This window comes from Bacillus sp. NP247, from assembly GCF_018966865.1.
Lineage (GTDB): Bacteria > Bacillota > Bacilli > Bacillales > Bacillaceae_G > Bacillus_A.
This window is the reverse complement of sequence record NZ_CP076653.1, coordinates 4,348,224-4,367,513: the sequence shown is the minus strand read 5'-3', so window position 1 is coordinate 4,367,513 and position 19,290 is coordinate 4,348,224. Positions and strand designations below refer to the sequence as shown.

At 34.6% G+C, this 19,290-nt stretch carries 22 protein-coding genes and 2 pseudogenes; 9 read left to right on the top strand and 15 right to left on the bottom strand.

What is annotated here, in order from left to right; genetic code table 11:
- Positions 1 to 224 precede the first annotated feature (224 nt).
- Positions 225 to 923 carry a peptidase E gene (locus tag KPL75_RS22810; RefSeq protein WP_219917895.1) on the top strand — a complete coding sequence of 233 codons (699 nt, stop codon included), beginning with the start codon at positions 225 to 227 and terminating at the stop codon, positions 921 to 923.
- Between the two features lie 56 nt (positions 924 to 979).
- Here the strand turns inward: KPL75_RS22810 and KPL75_RS22805 are convergent, their stop codons facing one another.
- From KPL75_RS22805 to KPL75_RS22795, 3 genes are all read right to left on the bottom strand, one after another.
- Positions 980 to 2,389 carry an MATE family efflux transporter gene (locus KPL75_RS22805; protein ID WP_219917894.1) on the bottom strand — a complete coding sequence of 470 codons (1,410 nt, stop codon included), beginning with the start codon at positions 2,387 to 2,389 and terminating at the stop codon, positions 980 to 982.
- On the bottom strand, positions 2,386 to 2,565 hold the full coding sequence (locus KPL75_RS22800; protein WP_219917893.1) for a hypothetical protein: 180 nt from the start codon (positions 2,563 to 2,565) through the stop codon (positions 2,386 to 2,388). Before KPL75_RS22800 ends, KPL75_RS22805 begins: the two co-directional genes overlap by 4 nt.
- A gap of 62 nt (positions 2,566 to 2,627) precedes the next feature.
- On the bottom strand, positions 2,628 to 3,392 hold the full coding sequence (locus KPL75_RS22795) for a DUF2087 domain-containing protein (RefSeq protein WP_219917892.1): 765 nt from the start codon (positions 3,390 to 3,392) through the stop codon (positions 2,628 to 2,630).
- Between the two features lie 248 nt (positions 3,393 to 3,640).
- Between KPL75_RS22795 and KPL75_RS27520 the strand changes: the two are divergent.
- Positions 3,641 to 3,784: pseudogene (locus KPL75_RS27520) on the top strand (MBL fold metallo-hydrolase); the annotation flags it as partial.
- A 37-nt stretch (positions 3,785 to 3,821) separates the two neighbouring features.
- Here the strand turns inward: KPL75_RS27520 and KPL75_RS22790 are convergent.
- Positions 3,822 to 4,013 (bottom strand): hypothetical protein, encoded by a 192-nt coding sequence (locus KPL75_RS22790; protein WP_219917891.1) that lies wholly within the window; start codon positions 4,011 to 4,013, stop codon positions 3,822 to 3,824.
- Positions 4,014 to 4,145: 132 nt separating this feature from the next.
- On the opposite strand from KPL75_RS22790, the gene KPL75_RS22785 reads away from it, so the two are divergent.
- Complete coding sequence (locus KPL75_RS22785) at positions 4,146 to 4,568, top strand: PH domain-containing protein (protein ID WP_219917890.1); 423 nt, start codon at positions 4,146 to 4,148, stop codon at positions 4,566 to 4,568.
- Positions 4,569 to 4,665: 97 nt separating this feature from the next.
- On the opposite strand, the gene fumC is transcribed toward KPL75_RS22785, so the two are convergent.
- The 3 genes from fumC to KPL75_RS22770 form a co-directional block, all read right to left on the bottom strand.
- Positions 4,666 to 6,054 carry a class II fumarate hydratase gene (fumC, locus tag KPL75_RS22780; protein WP_219917889.1) on the bottom strand — a complete coding sequence of 463 codons (1,389 nt, stop codon included), beginning with the start codon at positions 6,052 to 6,054 and terminating at the stop codon, positions 4,666 to 4,668.
- Between the two features lie 122 nt (positions 6,055 to 6,176).
- Positions 6,177 to 7,580, bottom strand: coding sequence for a Na+/H+ antiporter NhaC (nhaC, locus tag KPL75_RS22775; protein WP_219917888.1), 1,404 nt, complete (start codon positions 7,578 to 7,580; stop codon positions 6,177 to 6,179).
- A gap of 292 nt (positions 7,581 to 7,872) precedes the next feature.
- The gene (locus KPL75_RS22770) at positions 7,873 to 8,532 is read right to left on the bottom strand and encodes a class I SAM-dependent methyltransferase (protein WP_219917887.1); all 660 of its coding nucleotides are present in this window, start codon (positions 8,530 to 8,532) and stop codon (positions 7,873 to 7,875) included.
- Between the two features lie 215 nt (positions 8,533 to 8,747).
- Between KPL75_RS22770 and KPL75_RS22765 the strand changes: the two are divergent.
- Positions 8,748 to 8,877 (top strand): annotated as a pseudogene (locus KPL75_RS22765) (cobalamin biosynthesis protein); the annotation flags it as partial.
- Between the two features lie 38 nt (positions 8,878 to 8,915).
- Here the strand turns inward: KPL75_RS22765 and KPL75_RS22760 are convergent.
- The 3 genes from KPL75_RS22760 to KPL75_RS22750 all read right to left on the bottom strand — a co-directional run bounded on the left by KPL75_RS22760 (position 8,916) and on the right by KPL75_RS22750 (position 10,517).
- On the bottom strand, positions 8,916 to 9,164 hold the full coding sequence (locus KPL75_RS22760) for a DUF3784 domain-containing protein (protein ID WP_258237051.1): 249 nt from the start codon (positions 9,162 to 9,164) through the stop codon (positions 8,916 to 8,918).
- Positions 9,165 to 9,253: 89 nt separating this feature from the next.
- The gene (fbpA, locus tag KPL75_RS22755) at positions 9,254 to 9,424 is read right to left on the bottom strand and encodes a Fur-regulated basic protein FbpA (RefSeq protein ID WP_219917885.1); all 171 of its coding nucleotides are present in this window, start codon (positions 9,422 to 9,424) and stop codon (positions 9,254 to 9,256) included.
- A 193-nt stretch (positions 9,425 to 9,617) separates the two neighbouring features.
- Entirely contained in the window at positions 9,618 to 10,517 is a 900-nt protein-coding gene (locus tag KPL75_RS22750; RefSeq protein WP_219917884.1) for a cation diffusion facilitator family transporter, read from the bottom strand.
- A 189-nt stretch (positions 10,518 to 10,706) separates the two neighbouring features.
- Here KPL75_RS22750 and KPL75_RS22745 point away from each other — a divergent pair, with 189 nt between their 5' ends.
- Complete coding sequence (locus KPL75_RS22745; protein WP_219917883.1) at positions 10,707 to 11,780, top strand: WD40/YVTN/BNR-like repeat-containing protein; 1,074 nt, start codon at positions 10,707 to 10,709, stop codon at positions 11,778 to 11,780.
- A 38-nt stretch (positions 11,781 to 11,818) separates the two neighbouring features.
- On the opposite strand, the gene KPL75_RS22740 is transcribed toward KPL75_RS22745, so the two are convergent.
- Positions 11,819 to 12,919: a DUF4179 domain-containing protein gene (locus tag KPL75_RS22740; protein ID WP_219917882.1), complete on the bottom strand. Its 1,101-nt coding sequence runs from the start codon at positions 12,917 to 12,919 to the stop codon at positions 11,819 to 11,821.
- Positions 12,916 to 13,482 (bottom strand): sigma-70 family RNA polymerase sigma factor, encoded by a 567-nt coding sequence (locus KPL75_RS22735; protein ID WP_219917881.1) that lies wholly within the window; start codon positions 13,480 to 13,482, stop codon positions 12,916 to 12,918. The genes KPL75_RS22740 and KPL75_RS22735 overlap by 4 nt, the downstream gene beginning before the upstream one ends.
- 271 nt (positions 13,483 to 13,753) lie before the next feature.
- Here KPL75_RS22735 and asnB point away from each other — a divergent pair, with 271 nt between their 5' ends.
- Entirely contained in the window at positions 13,754 to 15,577 is a 1,824-nt protein-coding gene (asnB, locus tag KPL75_RS22730) for an asparagine synthase (glutamine-hydrolyzing) (RefSeq protein ID WP_219917880.1), read from the top strand.
- Positions 15,578 to 15,622: 45 nt separating this feature from the next.
- Here asnB and KPL75_RS22725 read toward each other — a convergent pair whose 3' ends face one another.
- Positions 15,623 to 16,450 carry a PP2C family serine/threonine-protein phosphatase gene (locus tag KPL75_RS22725; protein WP_219917879.1) on the bottom strand — a complete coding sequence of 276 codons (828 nt, stop codon included), beginning with the start codon at positions 16,448 to 16,450 and terminating at the stop codon, positions 15,623 to 15,625.
- A 124-nt stretch (positions 16,451 to 16,574) separates the two neighbouring features.
- Here KPL75_RS22725 and KPL75_RS22720 point away from each other — a divergent pair, with 124 nt between their 5' ends.
- From KPL75_RS22720 to KPL75_RS22710, 3 genes are read left to right on the top strand one after another with little or no spacing between them, the layout of a single operon-like run.
- Entirely contained in the window at positions 16,575 to 16,985 is a 411-nt protein-coding gene (locus tag KPL75_RS22720; protein ID WP_219917878.1) for a MarR family winged helix-turn-helix transcriptional regulator, read from the top strand.
- Positions 16,969 to 17,298, top strand: a complete 330-nt coding sequence (locus tag KPL75_RS22715; RefSeq protein WP_219917877.1) for a DUF3147 family protein — start codon at positions 16,969 to 16,971, stop codon at positions 17,296 to 17,298. Before KPL75_RS22720 ends, KPL75_RS22715 begins: the two co-directional genes overlap by 17 nt.
- Positions 17,250 to 18,170, top strand: coding sequence for an alpha/beta fold hydrolase (locus tag KPL75_RS22710; protein WP_219917876.1), 921 nt, complete (start codon positions 17,250 to 17,252; stop codon positions 18,168 to 18,170). The genes KPL75_RS22715 and KPL75_RS22710 overlap by 49 nt, the downstream gene beginning before the upstream one ends.
- A 39-nt stretch (positions 18,171 to 18,209) precedes the next feature.
- Here KPL75_RS22710 and KPL75_RS22705 read toward each other — a convergent pair whose 3' ends face one another.
- A complete protein-coding gene (locus KPL75_RS22705) occupies positions 18,210 to 18,584 on the bottom strand; it encodes a hypothetical protein (protein WP_000461761.1) in 375 nt (124 codons plus the stop codon).
- An 89-nt stretch (positions 18,585 to 18,673) separates the two neighbouring features.
- The gene (locus tag KPL75_RS22700; RefSeq protein ID WP_219917875.1) at positions 18,674 to 19,249 is read right to left on the bottom strand and encodes a histidine phosphatase family protein; all 576 of its coding nucleotides are present in this window, start codon (positions 19,247 to 19,249) and stop codon (positions 18,674 to 18,676) included.
- Positions 19,250 to 19,290: the final 41 nt, after the last annotated feature.

Here is a 19,290-nt window from a genome sequence, read left to right as displayed (position 1 = left end):
CACCTAACTGCTTTGCTCCAGCCGAATTTTGAGGTGGGAATCTTACTGCCCGCAAATAGCGGGATAAACTGCTTCTAATTCCTTTCTATCCACAGCTATCGACTCCTTATGCTATTCCAATATATTGTTCACTTTATTTCCCCTTATTCATTAAATCACAGAAGGAATGTAACTCCCCACTATCGAATTTTTACATAACAAATATTATTAGGTGGTGCTTTACTATGAAATTAGCTGTCATTGGTGGCGGTGATTTACAAGATCCAAATCACTTGCATATTAATGAACGACTTATAGAATTAACGAATAAACAATACCCAAAAGTATTATTCATTCCTACAGCTAGTCGTGATGATGAAGGGTATATAAAGTTATTTTTAGCAACATTTGAAAAGCAATTACATTGTGAGGTTCAAATTTTACGCATTTCAACTGAAACACCTACTAAATATGAAATAGATGAGATGATTCATTCTGCCGATTTAATTTACCTTGGCGGTGGAAATTACGTTCATATGCTTGAACAATGGAAAGAACATAAACTAGATGAAAAGTTACTATTTGCTTTAAAACGTGGAACACTTATTGCAGGATATAGTGCCGGTGCTATGTGCTGGTTCACATCTAGCATTCGTTCAGATTATGAAGGTTCCGGTTATATAGAAAGTAGTGGCTGGGGTATTGTTAACAAAAGATTTTGCCCCCATTACAATCAATTAAATAGAATGAATGCCTTCCATACGTTTTTACAAACTCACCAAGGTAATATAGAAGGCATTGCATTAGAAGATAATTGCGCTTTATATATTACAGAAGGTTCATTTGAAATTATCGGTGAGCCAGATACAGCTTGGGAGTTTTATATGAATAATGGAAAACTCATTAGACAACATTTTGACATAACTTTAAAAAGTTATTTATAAGCATTCATTAACGAAAAATGTCCCTAAGTATAATGACTTAGGGACATTTTCATCTTTTAACTCACTAATCGTGTAATTCGTTTCTTCTGCCATGAAAGCTTATAATACGCATACTGTAATATTAAGCTGACGATGAATGCAGCTGGATATCCAATCCATATCCCTTCTATTCCAAGGCTCGTATGGTAAGAAAGATAATACGCCACAGGTACTTCAACAAGCCAAATTGATACAACACTGATTACAGTTGGCCATAGTACTGTACCACTTGCTCGCATTGTCGCACTAATAATTTGCGCATGACCGAAAATTAAGTAGCTCCATAATGTAATCATGATTAGACTATGAGCAATGTCAATTGTATTTTGACTTGTTAAAAATAGTGCTAAAATATCTCTTGAGAACAAGTAAATAAGAGATATTAATACACCACCAATAATATAATTCATGATGATTCCGGCCTTAACAACTTTCTGTAATCGATCAAATTGGTTCGCACCAATTGATTGCGCCGCAAAAATTGATACGGTAATGCCGAGACTAACTGCCGGCATTTGTACATAACTTGCAACTTGGTTCACAACACCATACGCCGCTGTTGCATCTGATCCATAGCGATTCACAAATGCAATTACTGCAATTTCTGATAATGAAACTAATATCATATTAATACTCGCTGGAATACCAAGTCGTAACAATAACTTTAATAACTCCCAGTCCATACGAAGATATTTTCTTACTGTCCCGTCTAATTGTAGTGGATGATTTTTCTTCTTTAAATACACTAGCATGACAATAAACGTAATAACTGTGGATATAACAGAAGCATACGCTGCTCCATAAACATCTAATTTCGGAGCTCCTAACCAGCCAAAAATAAGAATTGGTAATAAGATCATATTTAGCGCTGTACTTACGATTAAAAAGTAAAATGGCGTTTTAGAATCTCCTGTACCTCTCATAAATGTTGTGTATGCAAAATATAAAAATAATACTGGCATAGATATAAATAAAATTCTTGCGTAATGCACACTTATTCCAATAATATTTTCTGGCGTTCCCATAAGGCGCATAATATCCATCGCAAAAATACTACCTATTATCGCCAACACGACTCCGATAATAAAAGTAAACGTAAGCGTCGTACCAACGATAGCTTTTAAACGCTCTTCATTCTTAGCACCAAATGCCTGACCAATTAAAATTGAACTACCAGAACCAATTCCAATTACAAATGAAACGAGCAGGAAAAATAACGGGAAGAATGCCGATATAGCTGCTAGATCATTTACGCCAAGCCATCTTCCTACTACTACCATTCCAAATAACTGTCCAACTGACTGTAATACATTACTTAAAAGTAACGGCACTAAAAACATGGACATCGATTTCCATATCGGCTTATGTTCCGTTTCTGACTGCTGTGACTCTACACCTTCTTTATTGTTATCTGTAGGTGGTTTCAAATTTCATTTCTCCTTTTATTAATTTCTGCACGGTTATATCCGTGCGCTCCGTACTGTTCCAACTTTTCCAATTCTACTTTCGATATTGAAATGCCCAGTCCCTTTCTTTTTGAGACCTCTGATGCTTCAAGTTCATCATACATTTTTTTGTATTTATAATGCGCTACATATTTCAATCCATATCTCTTTGTATAGTTGTTTTTATTCTGTGCTTCTATTCATTTTCTTTGCTTCACACTTATAACTTCACCCAATATTGGCTTCCATCAGCTGTTCTATCTAAAAAACCATACTCGATTAAATATCTTCTTAAAGTTACAAAATCCGGATATACATTTTCTAAAACTGTATTTACTTCTTTTTCCGTATACTTTTCATTGCTATCAAATTTCTTCACTAAATGACGCAATATAATTAATTTACGCTTTTGCTTTTTCGGAAATTTAGAAAGCGGTCCATCCAAACCTTCTGTAAAATGCGCTGTTAAAACTTCAGCATTTTCTTCCTCTGTAATATTGTATCGATCATCCACCATCGTAGCTGTTCTATGAATCGGTACAAATTTAGTTTGAACTTTTGATTTTTCCTCTGACAATTCCATTAACGCTAAAAATACTTTCGCTTGCTTCATTTTCTCTCGTAATGTAAATCGATGATTGCGAATCGTCGACGTGCTCCCGCCATCCATTTCTTTTACAATCTCTTTATCGTTAAGTCCCATATGGAAAAACTGAACCATTTTCTTTTGCAAATCAGTTAAACCTGTAAACTTCTTATCAAGATTTAATAAATAATCAAACATAGACGTATGCTCATTTTGAATATGCAACTGTACAAACTTCTCTGCTTCATACAAAACTTGATTTTCTTGATAAATAACCCCTTTAATAAACGTTTCTCCACAAGCTAAACAAATATACTCCTCTGCTGTCTCGTCAAATACATACCCTTTCTTTAATTCCTCTACCGACGCATCCCAAAACTTCTCTGAAATATCACTCATACTAAACACTCCTTTAAAAGGTTTACTTAAAAAACAAACAAATTACAATAACGTTTATTATCACTACATCATCTTAACATATAAAAAGTAAACATTTCAACGTTTCGTTTGCCTATTTTATAAACTTTAATTAAAACATCTATTAACAAATCCTAAAAAGGACTTAAAACAACGAAAAGCGAATGTGTTTATATAAATTAATTACTATAGGATGTGAAATAGAGCATGATTATTCTTCAAGACCCTTGGTTTACGGTTCACATCATACACTTGGTCTTTCTCCTACTATATTGAAAGAAATAAAATACGCTATTCAATATTTAAGTGATAACAACCTCGTTCAACATAGAACCGGCATTCACTCATTCCAAAACTTCAGCATTCAATTTTAACTACAAAAAAGGTGTCTCCACATATAGAAACACCTTTTTACCTTTTATATATTTTATAAACAACTTCCACTAAAACTTTACTCACTTGTACAAGTACATGTTTTCGCTTTCCATCCTCAACGAATCTATTTGAGCAGCCACTCATAATCATCATACAACTAATTATGACTAGCACTACACTTCTATTCTTGTTAGTCACTTTATGCCACTCCACTACTAAAAACTTCATTTAAATTTATCCTATCAAAAAATTTTACACGAATAATAAACCGAAAGAATATGCAATTCTGCATATTACCACGTTTTATTGCGATGTTATGATTTAATTTAGTTAATGAACACGTATAACGAGGTGACTAACTTGAAGTTTAAAGCGAAAAAAAATCCATTTCATGTCATTTTCATTACATTATTTATAATTATTTTTTTCATTTCGCTATTCTTCCAAAATGAAAATTCTATTTTTTTCACTCTTATGATGCTGTTAAATATCGTGAATCTTTCTTCATTCTATTTCTCTCACTACAACATAACGGAATCTTCTCTCATAATAAAAAACGGTTTCATACTACGTACTGAAATTCCATTTGAAGATATTCGTCACATTAAATACTCTGGCAAAACACTCCGTTCAGAAAAATGGACTAGGCAGCAATTAGAAATTGATTATAATTTATTTGACTCAGTGACAACTTTCGTACCACAAGAAGAAGAAAAATTCATTTTACTCTTAAAAGAGAACTGCCCACATATGAAAGTAATGAATACGTCTGCTAACAAATAATATCTTTTGAAGCTTGCAATAGTACAAGTGGAGGAAGCATAAAAATGAATATACAAAAAAAGCCAAGATTCTATACTAAGAACCTTGGTTTCTTCTATTACTCTTTCGGAGCAATCATTTTTTTCGGGTCTACAATTTCATCAAATTGCTCTTCTGTTAGTAATCCTGATTGCAGTGCTGCTTCTTTTAAAGTTAATCCATCCTTATGAGCATGCTTCGCAATTTCCGCGGCATTTTCATACCCGATATGTGGGTTTAGCGCTGTTACAAGCATTAATGAACGATTTACATTTTCATTAATTACTTCTTCATCTGCTTCAATACCGACTGCACATTTATCATTAAATGAAACAGTTGCATCAGCTAATAAGTGAGCAGATTGCAGGAAGTTGTAAGCAATAACTGGTTTGAATACGTTTAGCTCAAAATTACCTTGGCTCGCAGCAAATCCGATTGTTGTGTCATTCCCCATAACTTGTGCTACAACCATTGTTAATGCTTCACTTTGCGTTGGATTCACTTTACCTGGCATAATAGAGCTTCCTGGTTCATTTGCAGGAATAATAATTTCCCCAAGACCACTACGCGGACCACTTGCAAGCCAGCGCACATCGTTAGCAATCTTCATTAAATCCGCAGCTAATGCTTTTAATGCTCCGTGTGCAAATACAACTTCATCATGACTCGTTAACGCATGGAATTTATTTGGTGCAGAAACAAATTGTTTACCTGTAAACAGACTAATTTCTTCTGCTACCATCTCACCAAATTTAGGGTGTGCATTAATTCCAGTTCCAACTGCAGTACCACCAATTGCTAATTCTTTCATATATGTATTGCTATCTGCAATCATACGCTCTGTTTTTTCAAGCATACGGTGCCATCCGCTAATTTCTTGTCCTAACGTTAAAGGTGTTGCATCTTGTAAATGTGTACGACCGATTTTAATAATATGTTCAAATGCAGTTACTTTTTCTGCTAATGTTTCTTTTAATTTCGTAATAGCTGGCAATACATGATTTTCTACCGCAATTACACACGCTACATGAAGTGCTGTTGGGAATGTATCATTTGAACTTTGAGACATGTTCACGTCATCATTCGGATGAATATGTACGTCAGATCCCTTTTCTTTCAAAATTTGATTACCGCGGTTTGCAATTACTTCATTTACATTCATATTCGATTGTGTACCACTACCTGTTTGCCATACGACAAGTGGAAAATGTTCATTCCATTTTTCAGCGATAACTTCATCAGCAGCTTCCACAATCGCTTGTGCTTTTTCTTCTGATAACTTCCCTAATTTTTGATTGCTAATCGCTGCACTCTTCTTTAAAATCGCAAATGCTTTTACAATTTCAAGCGGCATATGCTCTGTTCCAATCGGGAAATTTTCCTTACTACGCTGTGTTTGTGCTGCCCATAATTTATCAGCTGGAACTTTCATTTCTCCTAATGTATCTCTTTCAATTCTGTACTCCATTTTTTCATCCCCTTGAAAATAAAATACCTACATTTCTCATTTTAACAGACTTTCATTCAAATGATAAGAATTCTCACTTGTATGTATAAAAAAATACCTTCCGCTATCGCAGAAGGTATTTTTTATGATGCTTGCTTTCCTTTTTCAGCGTCATCTACATACCAAATGAACTTGCCCGTATATCCGTAAATAACTGCTAAAATGAGTGATACGAAGCTTAACCACATAAACGGAACGTATGATAACGTTGCCACACCTAAAATACCAGCCATAAAAATACCATTATCAGACCACGGAACCATACCAGAAGTTAACGTTCCACCTACTTCTGAGTTACGTGCTAATACGCGGCGGTCTATTTTTAATTTATCATAGCTATCTTCCATAATTTTTGGTGTTAAAATAAGTGATACGTACATCGCACAACCAAATATATTTGCTAAAAACGCAACAATTAATGTAGACAATGTTACATTACCTGCAGAATTTAATTTCTTCTCAAATTTTGATACGATTACTTTAAGAACACCTAACTTTTCAAGTAGTCCACCAAAACCTAAGCCGAAAATAATAACGGCTACTGAACCGAGCATACCGTTAATTCCACCACGGTTTAATAACTTATCGACAAACTCAACACCAGATTGAATTGAGAATCCGTTATATGCTGTTCCAATCGCCTCTCCAAAGTTCATTCCTTGGAAAAGAGTTGCCCAAATTGCACCAATTAAAGCTCCCATAGCAATTGTTGGCATAGACGGTTTCTTCATCGCCAATAGCACAATAACAATGACCGCTGGAACAAGCATCCATATTTTAATATCAAAGTGCTTTAATAAAGATTCTTTTAAAAACTCTACTCTATTCAAGTCTACATTGTCCCCGCCGTACATCCATCCAGCAACAGTAAACATAATGCTGGTAATAATATAAGCAGGAACGTCTAATACGAGCATAGCCCGAACGTGAGCAATAACATCTACTTTCGCCATAGAGGCTGCAAGAACTGTGCTATCAGAAAGTGGTGATAACTTGTCCCCGAAATAAGCTCCTGAAAGGACTGCACCAGCAACAAGCGGAAGTGGTAATCCTAGCCCTTCACCAATCGCCATCATAGCAATACCAGCTGTTCCAACTGTTCCCCATGATGTTCCTGTCGCGATAGAAGTTATTGAACAAATAATTAAAGTTGCCAATAAAAATATGCTAGGGTGAATGAATTCTAATCCATAATAAATTAATGTAGGTACAACCCCACCAGCAATCCATGTTCCAATTAAAGCCCCAACTGCAACTAAAATAAGAATTGCTTCTAATCCATTAGAAATCCCTTTCGTAATTGCATCTTGCAATTCTTGATAACGAAATCCTAACCTTAATCCAAGCGCAATAACTAAAAACCATGAAATAAAAAGCGCTAATTGAATTGGGAGATCAAAAATCGTTTGGAAGGAAAAGACGACAGCAAGAAATAGCATTAAAAGAACGATAATTTCTGGCATCGATGGTAATCTTACACTTTTCATTTTTTTCTCTCCTTACAAGTCGATAACATGATGTGTGTCGTCTTACATGTATGTAGTATACAATGAGCGAAGACAAAACAAAATTTTCATATTATTTCGATTTATTTTTCCAGTATAATATATGCACAACCCTTTCTATTGTAAAAGTAGATGCTACTTTTCGCAATGGAAAATATAAAAAATATCGTATTTTTATTTATAATAAAATAATCCTAACCTTTTTAATGTTTCCTAAAACTCTCTTTCTAAAAAAAGAAGAGCATACATCATTTCATCGATGCATGCCCCTCTTTTATTTATACATATTTTGTATCTCTTCTTTATTTTTAAGTATTTCCGAAAATTTATCGCTACAACCTTTCGGAAATAAAACTCCGAGTCCATATGAATGCCCAAACTGAAAATGAGGGTGTTTCACCTTGACCTCATCCCAAAACTTATACACACCGAAATCACCGTTTTTAACTTCGATATCATGAAATAATACAATACCGTTTTTCGCAACTTTAGGTAACCATGTTTTATAATCATGAGAAACAGCTTCATACGTATGATAGCCATCAATATGCAAAAGATTTATCGTTTCATCTTGAAACTGATCCAGAGCCTCATCAAAAGTAGACCGAATTAGATTTCCTATATTAGGGTAACTAATATTCACAACTTTTTCTACTATATGAAAAATCCCTTCTCCATATGGACCTGTATGCTCATCTCCAGCCCAAGTATCTACAGCAAAACACTTAGTTGACAACCCTCCGTCTTTTACCCCCTGACAAAAACTAAAAAAGGAAGCACCTAAATGTGTGCCTAGCTCAACTAAAGTTCCTGGTTTTTCAAATCGTACTAAATCATATGCGAAATCCAAATGCCCACTCCAAGCAGATTGCGACCGAATAATATGGCTAAAATTATCAAATTCAAACGATGGTTTATGAGTAACCCAGTTCATCTCATATCTCCTTATACACATATTTTTAACAAACCAAATTACTCTTATTTTTATTTTTTTGGCGTCGCGATTATGATTATATTTCATAAAAATATGCAGAATTTATTCTTTTGAAATTCAATTAAAGATCAATTTTCTCTCCTTCACTATATTTATATTTAACTGGATGATTGTCCAAATGATTCCTACTACAACACAAATTTATTTAGTTATGAAAAAACTGGGATAAACGATATGGAGATCGAATAACTGAGCTCGTATTTATTGGCATTAACAGAAAAAGAAATGAAACAAGATTGGAATATCTTTGTTGATCCTATTCCAGCTTTTACTCATACTTCATAACAAAGTGAAAAAAGGCTTCCGTAGAATGAAGCCTTTTTTCATTTTGTAGTACTCTTATTTAACAGATTTGCTTCAATAAGAAACATAATTGTACCCAAAACAACTAATATAGCATATACGATACCAACTACATCACCTATTTTTTCTAAGCCAAACGGTAATATTATAGTAACAACTCCGGCTATATAGGAAAATACTCCTGAAAGCTTCGCTAATTTATTTTTATCTCCAACAAACGTTTCTTCTTGATATCCTGCCAACAAAAACAATCTCTTTTTCACATGCATTTGATACCCTAAAAAAATGATTTCTATGAAAGAATAATAAAGCTGGTTACACAAAAGTGTAACCAGCTCCTTCTTTAATAATCTATATGCTATGCCTGAATATTTACGTAATCTTCAATATCTTCGTACTCTTTTTCCAATTCCTCTAAAGACAGCTCGTATAATTGTCGGTCGCGAATCTTAAACACCCCTGCTCCAATTAACTCATCAATTAAATGCCTCTTACGATTTTCAACAGCAAAACGGAGTTGACTACTCATCTTTTAAAAAACTCCTTTCTACGATCATTGAAAATGATAATCTTTATCAATTACCACTTTTGATTATAAAAGATGATTCTTAATAAGTAAAGTAATCTTATGAAATATTTACCTTACAAAGTATTTGTGGCCACATTATATATATGTATGCCATGCGAAAAATGTTATGACACTTTTTCTAATCCTTTTTCTTTCATACTTTGCAAGTTGTCTCATTATGATTAAATTCACCTTCAATTTCTACTTGAATGGTGACATGTTCTACATGGAACTCCCTTTTTAATAAATCTGTTGCCTCTGTTAATACACTTTGTGTTTCATTTCCTTTAATAATAAGGTGACAAGTTAATACTTGAAAATCCGAGGTGACAGACCATATATGCAAATCATGAACTTCTTTTACAATCACAATCGTTAACAATGTATTTTTCACTTCATCAATATCGATGTGCTGCGGTGCACCTTCCATTAATATATGGACTGTATCACGCGTTACACGCCACCCACTAATAATGACTAAAATAGACACAAGAATACTAGCAATCGCATCTGCAGCAGTCCATCCGAAAAATTTAATAAGTAACGCAGCAATAATCGCTCCAACCGACCCTAATAGATCGCCTAGTACGTGTAAGAAAGCACTTCTTAAATTCAAATTACCTTTCACATCTCCGCCTCTCATTAATATCCAGGCTGATAAAATATTAATAAGCAGACCAAGTACAGCAATAATGAGCATTCCATTACTAGCAATCTCAACTGGTTCTTTAAAACGACGAATTGCTTCAATAAAAATGTATATTGAAATGACAATAAGAACAACACCGTTACATAATGCCGCTAACATTTCGACTCGCTTATACCCGTATGTTTTTGCAGCCGTCGCTGTTTTTTCTCCAAGCTTGAACGCAAGTAAACTTAAAGCTAAGGATACTGCGTCACTTAACATATGCCCCGCGTCAGATAATAGTGCTAAGCTATTTGTTACAAATCCCCCAATAACTTCAGCAATCATAAAGCTTGTCGTTAATACGAAGGCAATTAGTAACGCCTTTTTATTTTTTGAATGACCGTGATCATGTGAATGTCCCATACAAATGCCCCTTTAAGTGCAATATCTGTATGTTAGTATGAAACAAACTCCCGACCTTTATCCCGCTTCCTCTGTATACAAACTTCGCTACTTTTCAAACAAGTCCTTTTTCTCAACTAAAAACAAGACTACTTCTTTTTTATTTTCATATTGTTTACTAATGTAAGAATTTTTAAGGAGGTTATAAAATTGAAACGACTATTTCTCTGTATGGAGCGTGAACTTGTTGTAGTAAAAAAACAAGACGGTCACTATGAAACAGCATATCACTTACAAAATATGCAACCTACCTGTATCGCAGTTGATCCCTTCCAAAAGAATCGTGTATATTGCGGTACATTTGGACGAGGTTTATGGCTAAGTGACGATGGCGGAGATTCGTGGAAACCAATTGGGGATTCATATCATTACTTTGATTTCCCTAAAGAAGATGGGATTTTACACTCTTCGATCACTTCCATTACGATAGGTCCTAATGAACAAGTTAACGGATATGGCGTCGTTTATGTAGGAACAGAACCTAGTGCTTTATTCCGTTCAGAAAATGGTGGTGAAACGTGGACTGAACTTAAAAATATGAAATCATTATTATCTTCTTATACGTGGGCTTTCCCGCCTAGACCTTTTACCCATCACGTACGCTGGATTACAGTTGATCCAAACAACCCAAATACAATCCATGTTTCAATTGAAGCTGGTGCTGTTATTCAAAGTAATGATAGAGGGCATACATGGATTGATAAAAAGTTCGGTGCTCCTATCGATGCGCATCAATTACTCATGCACCCTGAAGCCCCAAATCGCCTTTATGCATCATGTGGTGACGGATTTATGGGCGGGCCTGATCGCGCATACCTTGAAAGCTATAACAGTGGAAACAGCTGGATTTCATGCAGTGAAGGACTTGAACATCATTATTTATACAGCATGGCTATCGATCCGGCTGATTGCGATACAATTCTCGTTTCTGCTGCGCCAAGTGCCGATCTCGCTCATCACCGCATTCCTTATGAATCTTATATATATCGAAAAACGAAAGATACTCCTTTCGAGCAAGTACAGCAAGGACTACCATCTGCAATCGGTACAGTCATTTCGATGTTTGCTACAAATCAAGCAGAACCACATACGTTTTACACTTTAAATAACAATGGCGTATTTCAATCCAATGATAGCGGTGAAACGTGGGAACAACTAAACATTCCATGGAAAGATGAGTATAAAACGCAGCATCCGCATGCATTGCTCGTTACTAGTTCTTAACAAAAAGAGACTGCCTTCTTTTAAGGCAGTCTCTCTATTTATTTCTTTAAATCAATGACAATATCATCTAACACTATATCTTTACTCTTCGCTTCTTTTTTCGGCACTTCTATTTTCTTCTCTTTCCCATTCACATACTCCACTCCACCATGATTTTCAGGTGTATGAACTTGCAAGTGCACGTGAGGTGTAACGATAAGCTTTGTGGCATTTTCGTTTAACTTTTGGAATGTAGCACTCCATCGAATATTGTAAAGATCTTTGCCACTTCCCCCATTTCCTTCACCCGAATAATCATGCCCTAAATCATCCTTAACCACCAATTCAACATCTACACTATCCCATTCTTTCCTCGCACCCTTAGAAACTTCTTGATTGTAATAAAGAATAAATGAAACCGGCGACATTGCGACCTTTTCCATATTTACTTTTATACCTTCTTTTTCCGAACTCCCACCAATTGTTCTTTCTTTACTATCCACTGATTTTACAGTTAACGCAAAATTCCAATTTCCTTGTATTGATTTTTTCTTATCTGGCATTTCTATTCTCTCTATATTCCATCTAAAGTTTACTTTGTCCTTTTTATTACTATCATGATGCGTCGTTGTTACCATACCTACATACTTTTTTTCAGTAACTTTAGTCATTTTTCCACTTCCTGAACTACCATGAGCGTCCATTATATCCAATCCGCCTAATATGATAGGATCATTCCCTAAATCTTGTTCACTTTCTAGTGAATACGTTATAGATACTGTTCTGCCATCAGAAATTACATCATTAATTGTAACCTTAACCCCATTACTTTCTCTCGTCATATTCAGCTCAGTCGAAAACTCTTTATAATTTTCATATAATCCTGTTCTACCGTTATCTAAAAAGCGGAATATGTCACCTACAATTGGCAACCCTCCAGCATATGTAGGAAATCCGATACCGAGTGTTGCAACTGATAATCCTACTAAAATGGATGCAGCAGCGACACCTTTTTTCCAAGTTTTCATCTTTTTCTTCGTACGTATAGATCGTTTTAAATTACGTTTCACTTTTTCTTTTTCAATTTCAGAAGTCTCAAGTTCCTCAAGTTCTTTTTCATCTATATCAATATCATTTAATAGTTCATAAATGTCTTTCATATTACACTACCTCCAAAACTAATATTCGTAGCATCTTGTTGTAGTTTCTTCTTCCCCCGATACACACGATTATCTATCGCTGCTCGAGTTAACCCTAATTTGTCCCCGATTTCCTCTGTCTTCATACCGAGGAGATATTTCATAACGAACACCTTTTGATCTAACGGTTCTAATTGATTAATGAGATTCAATAATTCTTCTCTATCTTCCATAACGATTAGTTCATCTTCTACCGATTTTTCCGTACTTATATGAAACTCATCTGAAATGATTTCTACTTTTCTAGTCGCTTTCCGGTAATAATCAATTGCCTTAAACTTTGCAATCGCCGCAATCCATTTTTTAAAATCACTCGGCTCTCCATGAAATTTATTTGCGTTATTCCAAACAGATAGGAAAATATCATTTATACATTCCTCTATCATTCCATCATTTTGAATTGGCAGCAGTACTTTATGCGTGATTCCTTTTATTAATGGTACATATGTATCAACAACAAATTCTAGCGCATCTTCTTTTTGCCGCTGTAATCTTTTTATATAATTTTTCTCATTTGATTTCATGTAGCGATTCCCCTTATTTTTTTGTAAAAGCTTTTACACCCTATATAACGTCCAGAAAAAATTTTTCTCTCATCTTTTTATTATTTTTTGTATACAATGGAATACTTTCCCTTATCCATTGTCTCATATAACTGTGCATTCAAAGAAAAATTTCTCAAGTCTACAATTTAATTCATGTAGTACACTATTTATGTAGTCTTTCTTTAACTTAGTGTACATTTTATTTTATTAATCTACTTTTAATTATTTTAAATTAGGAGATGAGATGTGTATGTGTGGAATTACAGGCTGGGTAGATTGGAAAAAGGATCTTTCCAATGAACATGTTATTTTAGAAAAGATGGCGAATAGTATTCAGCATCGCGGTCCGGATACTGAAGGATTTTGGTTTTCACCTCACGCGGCCTTTGCACACCGGCGTTTAATTGTTATTGACCCAGAAGGCGGGACGCAGCCAAAAACATTCCGTGCCGGTGATTATACGTATGCTCTTACTTATAATGGAGAAATTTATAATTTTCGTGAGCTGAGAGAGCAACTTCAAAAATGTGGGCATGCATTTGAAACACACTCAGACACAGAAGTGCTACTACATGCTTATTTAGAATGGAAAGAAGACTGCGTACAACATTTAAACGGAATTTTCGCTTTCGCCTTATGGGATGATCAGAAGCAACAATTATTTTTAGCACGCGATCATTTAGGTGTAAAACCACTTTTTTATACAGAAAGAAATGACAGTATTATTTTCGGATCTGAAATAAAAGCGTTATTAGCTCATCCATCTGTTCCTGCTGAAATTGATGCGGATGGAATAAATGAAATATTTGGATTAGGCTTATTTCGAACTCCAGGATGTGGCGTCTTTAAACATATTCAAGAAGTTCGTGCTGGACATTCTATAACATTCACACGTGATAAAAAAGTAGTTCAAAAGTATTGGAATTTAGAAAGTAAGATTCATACAGATTCTACAGAAGATACATCATCACATATTTTATCTATTTTACAAGATACAGTAAAAAGACAATTAATTGCCGATGTTCCTCTCGTCTGTATGTTATCAGGAGGATTAGATTCTAGCGGTATTACTGCACTAGCGGGGAAAGAATTTGCTGCTGAAAATAAAACACTTCATACGTATTCCGTTGATTTTGTAAATAGCGCCAAAGATTTCGAACTGACATTTGCTCGAACTGGTCTAGATGCTCCTTGGGTAAAACGTGTTTCTGAGCATGTAGGGACATCGCATCATGACATTGTTGTTAATGCAGAAGAATTAGCAAATCACTTATTCGTTCCCCTTCACGCGAAAGATTTACCCAGTGCTGGCGAAATGGAAACTTCACTTTATTTACTATTTTGCGAAATGAAAAAAGATGCAACCGTAGCTTTATCTGGAGAATCTGCTGATGAAGTATTCGGGGGATATCCTTGGTTTCATCAAGAAGAACTATTATATGTAGATAAGTTTCCGTGGTTAACAAACTGGAAAAATACATCTTCTCTATTATTAAATGACGTAACAAATCAATGTAATCCTGAGCATTATATTAATAAACGATTCCATGAGGCTGCTCTTGAAGTACCTACTCTTGAAGGTGAAAGTAAAAAATCCGCGAAACAACGGCAAATGTTTTATTTATTTTTAACACGATTCCTTCCGTTCTTACTCGACCGTAAAGACCGTATGAGTATGGCTGTAGGATTTGAAGTTCGTGTACCGTTTTGCGATTATAGACTAGTTGAATATTTATGGAACGTACCTTTTAACATCAAAAGTATTGATAATATTGAAAAAGGTATTTTGCGTAGAGCACTGAAACCTGCTTTACCTGATGATGTGCGAAATAGAAGAAAAAGCGCTTACCCTACTTCACAAGATCCACACTATTTACAAACAATCCGCAATTTAACGCTTGATATGTGCAGCAATAAAAACAATCCTGTTTTCTCACTTATTAACTATTCCACATTACTTTCTATTGCTGATCAAAGTAATAAAGAGATTAACAATTTTGAAGCAAGAAGTGCAATGGAGTACATGCTCCAAGTAAATGAATGGTTGAAAACGTACCACATTCATATTGCTTAACAAAAAGGAGTTCAAGGACAAAACCCTTGAACTCCTCTTCATGTATTAATTGGCACATTGTCTATTTTCAGTATCGATGGACCATCCAATAATAGTGGCACAATCTCTACCTTTCCACTGAAGTACATTTGTTAATACAGGCTCAATCTGTAAAGAAGTTCCGTCGTGTAATATTTCTACTAAAGATTGATCATCATCAAACTTTCGTTTATCACATTCTAAAATACCATCTGTTGCCATTACAATGTGATTCTGACCTTTTTCTAATCCCCTTATCCCTGATGTAAAGCAAGGTGTATTCGCTGCAAAAACATTTTTTCTTCCTATATATTCATAGTTCTTACGCTTATTTAGCCTACCTTTTCCATTTTTCGTTTTCTCTGAATGGAATAAATACGCGAAGCAATCACCAACTGATAGCCAATATAAGAACTCGCCTTTTCTTAAACAAATTAAACATGCAAGTTCCTCATCATCTTGGTCACATTTCTTGATAAATAGCTCATCTGTAAATAACGCTAATAAATACATATGTGTATGATGAAAAGCTAGATGGATTGGATATGAAAATAGCTCTTTTAGTTTTTCTTCTCTTTCTGAAATAGCTTCTATTATATAATGTATATTTTTCGTTTTATGATGTGTATCAAAAATCATAACAAATTCAAATTCTAATTTCGGATCCCACCAAGCTAGCACTGCATCTCCTCTTTCATATGCATCACTCTCTTGATTCCCTCCATATACGCCGACTGAAAGAGGACCACATTTTTCAACATGTATTTGATCTACATACATCTTTTCATGACTAATCCATTTAAATGTATTCACAGCTATCATCCTCTCTCTTGCTAAATGTATACCTTTACACATAGATTACCTTATATTTCAATAAAAATAAACTTTTTCAACATTTATTATGAAAATAACAGGATTTTAATTCTTACAAGACGAATATATCTTATAATACGATATAAAAATTAGGGGGAATTATAATATGAAAGACATTAATCCACATTGGGAGACAATATACTACCACTTACGCTATGAATATGAAGACAATCTTTCTCATCAAGCAATTCGTATTTTACAAATCACTTCTCGGGAGAAAGATATAACAATTGGAAAAATTGCTTCTGAACTTGGTTTATCTAATAACACAGCGTCCGAACATGTAAAACGTCTTATTCAAAAAGGATTTATCATGAAAGAAAGAAATAAACAAGATGAAAGAGTTGTGAACCTTACATTAACGGCAGAAGGAATTGAAGCATTAGAAAAGCATACTTTGCTAGATAAAGAAAAAATACAAATATTAGAATCACAGTTATCAAAAGAAGAGCAACAATTAATAGCAAAAGCCTTTTCGTTATTAGCTAAGGAGGCAAAATATGCATTTCCTCGTTAAGGTCATCGTTTCTGCACTTATTATCGGCGTTATTACTGAAGTCGCTAAACATTATAGTACGATAGGCGGCTTTATTGCTGCCCTTCCTCTTGTGAGTTTACTTAGTTTATTTTGGATTTCTTTCGAAGGTGGGAGTAAACAGGAGTTAAGTCAATTCGCTATGGGCGTATTATATGGATTTCCTGCATCAGCATTACTATTATTTATTGTTTATATCGGTTTAAAGAACTCCTTTTCACTTAATACGTCTGTACTCTTTGGCATTTGTGCCTGGTGTATCGTCTTTACTTGCCAAAAATTATTTCAAGCTTAGGGGGAATTACTATTAATAGATCAGTAGAGATATTTGGACAAAATGTAGAAGTATATATGAGAGGTAATAGTAAACAAACTATAGTCATTCAAACAGGAATGGGATGCTCATTTTATGATTGGCTTCCTATTATAGAAAAGCTTTCACAAAACTTTACAGTCATTTCATATCATCGCCCAGGTTACGGAGAAAGTGAGCTAGGAACTAATCTACGTACAACAATACAAGCTGCAAAGGAACTACATATGCTGCTACATGAACTAGATATTTACGAACCAATCATTTTAATCGGTCATTCCTATGGAGGTTTATGCGCACAACATTTTGCGATATTACATGAGGATCAAATTAAAGCACTTATTTTAGTTGATTCTACTTCCATGAACTTACACCGATTAGATGAACTTCATTTACCAGTTTCTGATCAAACTGATTCTGATGATATTTGGCTACACAAATATCATACTTACTCCAACATGGATGCAGATGCACTTTATACTGAACTAAAACCTATGCTCATCAATACAACAAAACAGCATATCAAATTTTCTATATCTCCTTTATTATATAATGCAATGGCTTCTGAACTATCGGAGTGGAAAAATTGTGCTCGCTCAATAAAAAAACAACACAAAACATTAGAAATACCATTAATCGTTATCGGTAGAGATTCTCAATATTCTATTGCTCAATTGATTGAGGGCGGTATGCCAAAAGAAGAAGCTACACAACTTGAAGATATGTGGCAAGAACTTATTCGTGAACAATTAAATCTCTCAATAAACAGCCAATACATTTTGGCTGAACATGCTAGTCATGGAATAGAAAATGATCGCCCAGATACTATCATTGAAGCCATTCACTCATTGTAAATAAAAAAAGGAAGCAACTAAAGCTGCTTCCTTACTTATCTATTCATAGTCTTCTTCGTCATCATCAACTTCTTCATAATACGAACTCCCATTGCTTACATATATAGGACCATTCGCAACATCAATACGTAGTACCCATGCCCATGGCACGGCTAAACGTTTATGTATTGCTCTCCAAAAATTCATTGATTTTCTTTCGTACTCCTGGAACTCCTGAAGTAACTCTTTATAGGAGGAACCGTCTAACTGAATATTTGCTTCTAATAAACGAGAATGGGCATAGTACTGTAACTCTAGTTCAGCAGCAATCTCCATTTCTTCTTCCGTTGCCATACCTATAATTGCTCCATCTGCTGGTGCGATTTCATATACGTTGTGAACTTCAATAAGCCCTTCTTTCTCTTTCTCAAACATGTAAACAGCCTCCTTTAACCAATATTTTTTATGTTACAAAGTCATACTTCTACAATACCTTCTCTCTTTCCTCTTTTTTTGATAAACTTTTACAAAATGTTTATCTGATGACCGGTTTTTTCTATTCTTTCAGCAGAAATGAAATCATTATTATCAAAAATCAATTTATACACATCGGGCATATGAAGTGTTTTCCAAAACTGAAAATCATATTTCGAATCAAAATAATTCATTAGTAATACCATAATATTCCCATGAGTGCCTATTACAATATTCTTCCCTTTATATTTTCCCAATATATTTTGCATACATAATACAGCACGCCTTTGTGCTACATCATTTGATTCCCCGCCTTCGTATGCAAAAATCCAGTCTTCCCACACCTTCTGAATAGCATCATTAAAATCCTGTACTGGTTCTTTACTTAATAACCTTTCCCGTAAATCTTCTTCCAATTGTATTGATAGTTTATTTGCATTCGCAATTCCTTCAACGGTCTGCATCGCTCTTTCGTATGGACTAGAAATAACAACATCAATCTTCTCATCTTTTAACAAGCTTGTTATGTTTTGTGCATCTAACCAACCCTTCTCAGATAAGGGACGTTCCCTTTCTTCCTTTGTATATGTAGAGTGAGCGTGGCGAACGAAATATATTGTAGTCATTTATTCAACTTCCTTTCTTAGTTTCAATCAATATTCAACGG

Excerpts from the sequence above, each read along its gene's own strand:
- asnB (WP_219917880.1), top strand. The coding sequence starts at position 13,754 with ATGTGTGGAATTACAGGCTGGGTAGATTGGAAAAAGGATCTTTCCAAT.
- KPL75_RS22760 (WP_258237051.1), bottom strand. The coding sequence starts at position 9,164 with ATGCATGTGAAAAAGAGATTGTTTTTGTTGGCAGGATATCAAGAAGAA.
- KPL75_RS22700 (WP_219917875.1), bottom strand. The coding sequence starts at position 19,249 with ATGACTACAATATATTTCGTTCGCCACGCTCACTCTACATATACAAAG.
- KPL75_RS22810 (WP_219917895.1), top strand. The coding sequence starts at position 225 with ATGAAATTAGCTGTCATTGGTGGCGGTGATTTACAAGATCCAAATCAC.
- KPL75_RS22740 (WP_219917882.1), bottom strand. The coding sequence starts at position 12,919 with ATGAAAGACATTTATGAACTATTAAATGATATTGATATAGATGAAAAA.
- KPL75_RS22750 (WP_219917884.1), bottom strand. The coding sequence starts at position 10,517 with ATGGGACATTCACATGATCACGGTCATTCAAAAAATAAAAAGGCGTTA.
- nhaC (WP_219917888.1), bottom strand. The coding sequence starts at position 7,580 with ATGAAAAGTGTAAGATTACCATCGATGCCAGAAATTATCGTTCTTTTA.
- KPL75_RS22715 (WP_219917877.1), top strand. The coding sequence starts at position 16,969 with ATGCATTTCCTCGTTAAGGTCATCGTTTCTGCACTTATTATCGGCGTT.
- fumC (WP_219917889.1), bottom strand. The coding sequence starts at position 6,054 with ATGGAGTACAGAATTGAAAGAGATACATTAGGAGAAATGAAAGTTCCA.
- KPL75_RS22790 (WP_219917891.1), bottom strand. The coding sequence starts at position 4,013 with ATGAAGTTTTTAGTAGTGGAGTGGCATAAAGTGACTAACAAGAATAGA.
- KPL75_RS22705 (WP_000461761.1), bottom strand. The coding sequence starts at position 18,584 with ATGTTTGAGAAAGAGAAAGAAGGGCTTATTGAAGTTCACAACGTATAT.
- KPL75_RS22770 (WP_219917887.1), bottom strand. The coding sequence starts at position 8,532 with ATGAACTGGGTTACTCATAAACCATCGTTTGAATTTGATAATTTTAGC.
- KPL75_RS22725 (WP_219917879.1), bottom strand. The coding sequence starts at position 16,450 with ATGTGTAAAGGTATACATTTAGCAAGAGAGAGGATGATAGCTGTGAAT.
- fbpA (WP_219917885.1), bottom strand. The coding sequence starts at position 9,424 with ATGAGTAGTCAACTCCGTTTTGCTGTTGAAAATCGTAAGAGGCATTTA.
- KPL75_RS22720 (WP_219917878.1), top strand. The coding sequence starts at position 16,575 with ATGAAAGACATTAATCCACATTGGGAGACAATATACTACCACTTACGC.
- KPL75_RS22735 (WP_219917881.1), bottom strand. The coding sequence starts at position 13,482 with ATGAAATCAAATGAGAAAAATTATATAAAAAGATTACAGCGGCAAAAA.
- KPL75_RS22795 (WP_219917892.1), bottom strand. The coding sequence starts at position 3,392 with ATGAGTGATATTTCAGAGAAGTTTTGGGATGCGTCGGTAGAGGAATTA.